Annotated in this window: 5 protein-coding genes; 2 read left to right on the top strand and 3 right to left on the bottom strand. The window is 33.9% G+C overall.

Annotated elements, in window-relative coordinates; translation table 11 throughout:
- Window positions 1-297: sigma-70 factor domain-containing protein (locus BZG01_RS21045; protein WP_281256463.1), on the bottom strand; the 297-nt coding region annotated here is incomplete at its 3' end.
- Between the two features lie 105 nt (window positions 298-402).
- Window positions 403-1,848 (bottom strand): S1C family serine protease, encoded by a 1,446-nt coding sequence (locus tag BZG01_RS21040; RefSeq protein WP_101311813.1) that lies wholly within the window; start codon window positions 1,846-1,848, stop codon window positions 403-405.
- Between the two features lie 271 nt (window positions 1,849-2,119).
- Here BZG01_RS21040 and dapF point away from each other — a divergent pair, with 271 nt between their 5' ends.
- Together dapF and BZG01_RS21030 are read left to right on the top strand one after the other, a co-directional pair.
- The gene (gene dapF / locus BZG01_RS21035) at window positions 2,120-2,905 is read left to right on the top strand and encodes a diaminopimelate epimerase (protein ID WP_101311812.1); all 786 of its coding nucleotides are present in this window, start codon (window positions 2,120-2,122) and stop codon (window positions 2,903-2,905) included.
- Window positions 2,906-2,931: 26 nt separating this feature from the next.
- Window positions 2,932-5,748 (top strand): cache domain-containing protein, encoded by a 2,817-nt coding sequence (locus BZG01_RS21030; protein ID WP_101311811.1) that lies wholly within the window; start codon window positions 2,932-2,934, stop codon window positions 5,746-5,748.
- Here BZG01_RS21030 and BZG01_RS21025 read toward each other — a convergent pair.
- On the bottom strand, window positions 5,745-6,311 hold the full coding sequence (locus BZG01_RS21025; RefSeq protein WP_101311810.1) for an LOG family protein: 567 nt from the start codon (window positions 6,309-6,311) through the stop codon (window positions 5,745-5,747). The two genes, BZG01_RS21030 and BZG01_RS21025, sit on opposite strands and share 4 nt — an antisense overlap.
- Window positions 6,312-6,840: the final 529 nt, after the last annotated feature.

Below are 6,840 nucleotides of genomic sequence, written 5' to 3'. Positions count from 1 at the left end.
TCCTCGTGTCTCATCAAACTTTTCAGCTGCTTTAATCAAACCTAAATTACCCTCGTTAATAAGATCCGGTAGGCTTAACCCTTGATTTTGGTATTGTTTCGCAACCGAAACAACAAAACGTAGGTTAGCTCTTGTTAATTTCTCCAAAGCTCGTTGGTCGCCTTTTTTTATTCGCTGCGCCAATTCAACTTCTTCCTCTACCGTAATAAGATCTTCTTTACCAATTTCCTGTAAATACTTATCCAAAGAAGCACTTTCACGATTGGTAATTGATTTGGTTATCTTTAATTGTCTCATAGTCCCTTTTCATCGAAATATTTTGCAAAATTAGACTTTTAAATACTTAAAGTCAAAATTAATTGCTCTTTTATTCGAATTATTATTATTTTCCCATTTAATTTCCTAATCTTTATCATTTAGAGAAAACGCGTAATACTTAACGCTTCCATCCGGATAAATTCCAGAGATAAACACACCTCCATTTTTTACATCCTGAAGCGCATCTTTAATATCATCTACCTTGAAAATTGGCGTTTCGTTAATTTTATAAATAATAAAACCCTCCTTAATCTCCTCGTCCTTAAACTTCCCATCGCGCAGATTCTTTACCCTCACTCCTCTGTTTATTTGAAGACGATACTTCTCCTGTGTTGATATAGGCTCAAATTCAGCTCCAAGAAAAGCCAGATCTTTAGATTTAATTACGTTGGTATTTCCTAGTCTATTACGTAAGACTACCTCAATTTGTTTCCTTTCCTCATCTCTTTTTATTAAAACCTTAATTTTATCACCTGGGTGGAACTTACTAATCTGCTCTTGAAGTTCAGCACTGGAATTTACAACTTTCCCTTCTATATTCAATATAATATCTCCCTTTTTAATTCCGGCATTCTCGGCAGCTCCATCTTCATTTATACCCGCAACATATACTCCTTCAATTTTATCAATTTTAAATTCATCAGCTAAATTAGCGTCAACTGTTCGAATAGACACTCCAATAAATGCTCTTTGAACCTCTCCGTATTTCTTCAAATCGCCAATTACTTTTTCAACGATAGTAACCGGAATGGCAAAAGAATAACCCGAATATGAACCAGTTCTGGATTCTATTGCAGTATTAATTCCAATTAACCGACCTTTAGTATCAACCAAAGCCCCACCACTGTTCCCTGGGTTAACGGCAGCATCAGTCTGCAAGAATGACTCAATACTCATTCTATTTCCATTTAAACCAAGATTTCTTGCCTTTGCACTAATAATACCAGCCGTTACCGTAGATGTCAGATTAAATGGATTGCCTACTGCAAGAACCCACTCTCCAAGTTTTAGATCATCTGAATTTCCAAAATCCATTTTCGGAAGATCTTTTTCATCTATTTTAATTAAAGCCAAATCTGTATAAGGATCAAAACCAACTAATTTTCCTTCATATTCTCTTTTATCGTAGAGTACAATATTTATTAAATTCGATCCTTGCACTACATGATTATTCGTTACAATATATCCATCATCCGAAATAATTACTCCGGAACCAGATCCTATACTAGCTCTTGGCTGCTGACTTCTACCTCTCTCTCCAAATAAAAAATCATAAAAGGGATTGGATTGGTATTCCTCATTTGAATAAAGTGTTTTTACATGAACAACCGATTTTACAGACATTTCTGCAGCGTATGTTAAATCAACCTGAGGCAAACCAACAGTATGGTTTGTAAGTTGTGTCGTTCGCACTTCCGGAACAGTAATAATTCTTTCTTTTTTATCAGTAAATAACACAAATAATAAAACGGCAATTGTTCCACCTAAAATGGCAATTGCTAATTTTCCCAAAAATAATTTCAATTTCATCTGAAAAAACTTTATTAATTAATAATTATATGATGCCTGTTTGAAATCAAACAGGATGTTTTTCTTACTATGCCTAAAAAAGCAAAATGTTGCTTTCTCTATCAAAAATAAAAATCAAATAATTTCATGGATCAAATAATTTTGATTTTCTTGAGTGACGAAATAACTGGTGCCAATAAGATTCCTACATTTATACGACAATTTTAACGATATAAACTTAACAAGTGTTTATAATTTATTGGTATTTAACACTTCTTAACAAGATTTAAAAATGAAAGTTGAATTTTCAAAATATCAGGGAACTGGAAATGATTTTGTTTTAATTGACAATAGAAACGGTAGGATTGCTCCGGATAACTTCTCATTAATCGAAAAACTTTGCGACAGAAGATTTGGTATTGGTGGTGATGGGTTAATGTTACTTGAAAATGCAGACGGATTCGACTTTAGAATGAGATATTACAACTCGGACGGAAAAGAAGGCAGTATGTGCGGAAATGGTGGTCGTTGTATTGTTGCTTTTGCTTATCATTTAGGACTTGTCTCAGAAAAAACAAAATTCATTGCTGTTGATGGAGAACATGAAGCAAAAATTACGAATACTAAAGATGGTATTCAGGTTAGTCTGAAGATGATTGATGTTTTAGATATTGAAATGGGTGACGATTTTTATTTTTTAAATACCGGATCACCTCATTTTGTGCGATTCATATCCAATCATGAAAATTTCGACACTTTTACTGAAGGAAAGAAAATACGCTGCAATAATAGGTTTGCCGAAAAAGGGACAAATGTGAATTTTGTATCATTTCAAGGTCAAAATATTACTGTCAGCACTTACGAAAGAGGTGTTGAAGATGAAACCTATTCATGTGGAACAGGAGTTGTTGCATCGGCTATAAGTGCCGGTTTTAAAACGGGCAGTAACAAATTTATAATTAAGACAAAAGGAGGTTTTCTTGAGGTTCATTTCAGAAAAATAAGTAACAAACAAATTGAAGATATTTGGCTGACAGGACCGGCAACACATGTTTTTAATGGTACTCTCACAACATAATAATTGAATTCTACTTCCACCTTAATATGAAATTCTTTCTTGCTAAAATTATTGAAGACAAAAGCATTTCTAAAGTATTTTTGGTTTCACTTCTCGCCACTTCCTTTCTCCTAATTTCCATTCTTGGGATTTTTTGGGTTCAGCAGGCAAGGCAAAAATTTAAGCAAGAGTCCAAACAAATACAGGACGACTTTTTTAAGATACAAGAAAAAACCCTTCAACACGAAACTCAAACTCTTATAAATTATATTGAAAACGAGAGAGAGCAAACAAGAAACACACTAAAAAAAGACATCAACAGCAGAGTTTACGAAGCGCACTCTATTGCTGCAAACATATATAACAGCTGTAAAAATGATCTTACGGAAGATCAGATAAAGAAACTTATAACAGATGCTTTACGCTCTGTTCGCTTTAATGATGGAAGCGGTTTTTTCTATATAAACAGCTTGGCAGGTGTTGTGCAAATGAATTCAGAAAACCCGGAATGGGAAGGACAAAGCAAACTATCACTTAAAGATGTTTTTGGTATTCCTATTATCAAAAATGAGATAAAAATTGCACAAAATAATGGCGAAGGTTATTCAAACTATTCATGGCAAGAGGAAGAAGGGCAAAAAATCGATCCTAAAATATCCTTTGTTAAAATATTCAAACCATATAATTGGTACATCGGATGTACTCAATATGTAGAAAACTACGAATTAAAAATTCAAAATAAAATTCTGGATAAAATTACAGACATGCGATTTGATGAAAGCTTCTCAATTGTAGTATTTAATTTTAACGGAACTTGTTTAGCACATACACAAAAGGATCTTATTGGTCAAAATCTTTGGAATAAAAAAGACAAAGATGGCAGAAAGATAGTGCAGGAGCTGATTACAAGAGGAACAGATAAAGATGGTGGATTCGTTAGGTATGCGGATCCATACAAAAAGGGCAGTCAAGAATCTATTGCAAAATTGATGTATGCAAAAACCTATAAAGACTGGCAGTGGGTAATTGGCAGCGGTGTTCATATCAGCCAACTCACAGAATCAATTCAGAATAAGAGAAATGAACTAAAAGCTCTTGTAAATGGGTATTTTATAAAAGCAGGTTTAATCTTTTTATTAACAATTTTCATTATAATTACATTCACCCGGTTTATGGTAAAAATCAGCAAATCGGGATTAGAGATTCTAACTCAATTTTACAAAAACGCTGCGAGTAATTCACATATAATTGACATATCTAAACTACATTTTAAGGAATTTAAAATTCTTGGTGAGCATGCCAATGAAATGATTCTTAAAAGAAAATCGATTGAACACCAGCTTAATATTGAAACCGCCTACTTTGAACAACTTTTCGAAAATTCTCCCGAGGCGATCGCAATTACCGACAACGAGAGTAATGGTATAAAAATCAACAAACAATTTACAAATCTGTTTGGCTATACAAAAGAAGATTTAAAAGGAGTTGTAATAGATACCTTGCTTGCCGATGAAACAAAACAAGGTGAAGCCAATAGTTTAAATTACATCACAGCTAAAGGCCAGATGGTAGAAATTGAAACTGTCCGGAAATGCAAAGATGGCAGACTAATTGACGTTTCGATTATGGGAAACCCAATTGAAGTTGATGGTGAGCAGATTGCTATTTTCGGTATTTACAGGGATATTACAGAAAGAAAAATATATGAAAAACATTTAACAGAAGCGAAAAACAAAGCGGAGGAATCTGATAAATTAAAATCAGCCTTTCTTGCGAATATGTCTCATGAAATAAGGACTCCAATGAATCATATTCTTGGATTTACTGAAATTATTACATCTCAGGAAGTTAATGAAAGCGAGCGGCAAGAATACGGAGCTCTAATAAAACAAAGTGGTATTAATTTACTGCAACTCATTAACAACATAATTGATCTATCGAAAATAGAGTGCAAACAAATAATACTTTCCTCTTTGGAAATTCCTGTTAATACAGTACTTACCGAATTATATGAAAAGTATTACATTCACAAAAACAAGAATAAAAAATCCCACCTTATACTTAAAATTCAAAAGACTCTAAACGATGAAGACTCTATTATTTATACTGATCCTGGTCGGTTAGAGCAATTACTATCAAACTTAATCGAAAACGCGATCAAATTTACAGACAATGGGTTTGTAGAGTTTGGTTATCAACTTAAAGAAAAAAACAAAATCGAATTCTTCGTAAAAGATACCGGCATTGGAATCCCTGAAAAATCAATGGAAAATATCTTTCACAGCTTCAGACAAATGGATGGATCGGACACCCGACAGTATAGCGGAACAGGTCTGGGCTTAACCATTTCTAACCGATTAGCTGAAATACTTGGCGGAGAAATAAGAGTTGAATCGAGAGAGAATCTCGGCACATGTTTTTTTGTCACTCTTCCCTACAACAGAAGTAAACTGAAGATTGAAAAAACCGAAGTTGGTGACAAAAAAAATTACAACTGGAAAGGCAAGAGCATTCTTATTGTAGATGATGAGAAGACTAATTTCTCCTTCTTTAAAGCAAGTCTGGCAAAAACCAATGCAGAAATACTTTGGGCGACAAATGGAAGTGAAGCAATAATAATATGTCAGTCAGTTGCTGTTGATCTTGTACTAATGGACATACAAATGCCAATCATGAACGGTTACGATGCAACGAAAGAAATTAAATTATTCAACTCACAAATTCCGATTATTGGCCAAACCGCTTACTTTCAAAAAGAATACAAGCAAAAAGTAATAGCTGCCGGTTGCGATGACTATCTCTCAAAACCAATTAAGACATCAAAATTACTGGATTCTATTGAAAAACAGTTTTTAAAAAACTAATCCCATTTTGTCTTTAACTGTTCTTTTTTATAGTTCTGAATGTAATTCATAGCACTATCATAACTATTTACAAATAAATAATAGTCCCGGTAATCCTCTTTTGCAAAATTCTCTTGGTAAGAAAGTTCAAATTGTGCTTTTAAAAAATCATAAAACCCATCTGTATTAATGAATACAATTGGTAAGTTATGATATCCCAACTGTTTCAGGGTTATTACTTCCAGAATCTCTTCGAGCGTACCAAAACCTCCCGGTAAAGCTACAAATGCATCTGATTTTTCACGCAGAATTTTTTTCCGTTCCGACATATCAGGAGTGATGACTAATTCATCCAAAAAATCAGCTGATATTCCATAATCATTAATCAGCTTTGGTACTACACCAATCACCTTTCCTCCAGCCTTTTTTACCGAAACGGCAACCTGATTCATAAGTCCCACATTTGTTCCCCCGTAAACCAAGTTGTATCCTGATTCACCAATTGATGTTCCAAGGTTTTTAGCTTCCAGAAAATACTTTTCACCCACAGAATTGCTGGAAGAACAAAATACACAAATATTCATATGTTTATTATTTGTTTTTCAGTTGCCATATGGAACTTACCATGCTGAAATAATCATCCCCCTGTGTGTAGAAAGCTTTATACATGGACGTTTCATATGTTTATAATTTTAAGTTTTTGTCATATAGCCTGTCCCGAACTTGTTTCGGGAGAACTTACCATACTGAGATAATCATCTCCCTGTGTGTCAAAATCGCTTTGACATGGATGTTTCATATTTTCAACCTTTAAAATTTACGTGGGGTAAATTATTAATTTTGTTTTACACAACAAATAAAAACCACAAAATTGATGATTTGATAAATCGAGTAGGTAGGGGGATTACTCCCCCGCCCTCTCACACCACCGTACGTACTCTCGTATACGGCGGTTTCAAATTAATTTTGTAACAGTGCGTATTTAATCGACATATTAAACAAACCTAAATCCTCGAACCATTTAAGATTCATTGCTTGATGAACTTGTGGACATCCCGATTTACGCCACCATCCTTTGCCTGAAAGGGCTAAAATCCAACTTTGCCAATTGGG

Origin of the sequence: Labilibaculum manganireducens, assembly GCF_002843385.1 — a bacterium.
Lineage (GTDB): Bacteria > Bacteroidota > Bacteroidia > Bacteroidales > Marinifilaceae > Labilibaculum > Labilibaculum manganireducens.
Note: the sequence above shows the minus strand (reverse complement) of the source record. Positions and strands in the feature narration are given on the sequence as shown.

What these genes read in the sequence shown, in the direction of transcription:
- BZG01_RS21040 (WP_101311813.1), bottom strand. Translation starts at nt 1,848, where the DNA reads ATGAAATTGAAATTATTTTTGGGAAAATTAGCAATTGCCATTTTAGGT.
- dapF (WP_101311812.1), top strand. Translation starts at nt 2,120, where the DNA reads ATGAAAGTTGAATTTTCAAAATATCAGGGAACTGGAAATGATTTTGTT.
- BZG01_RS21030 (WP_101311811.1), top strand. Translation starts at nt 2,932, where the DNA reads ATGAAATTCTTTCTTGCTAAAATTATTGAAGACAAAAGCATTTCTAAA.
- BZG01_RS21025 (WP_101311810.1), bottom strand. Translation starts at nt 6,311, where the DNA reads ATGAATATTTGTGTATTTTGTTCTTCCAGCAATTCTGTGGGTGAAAAG.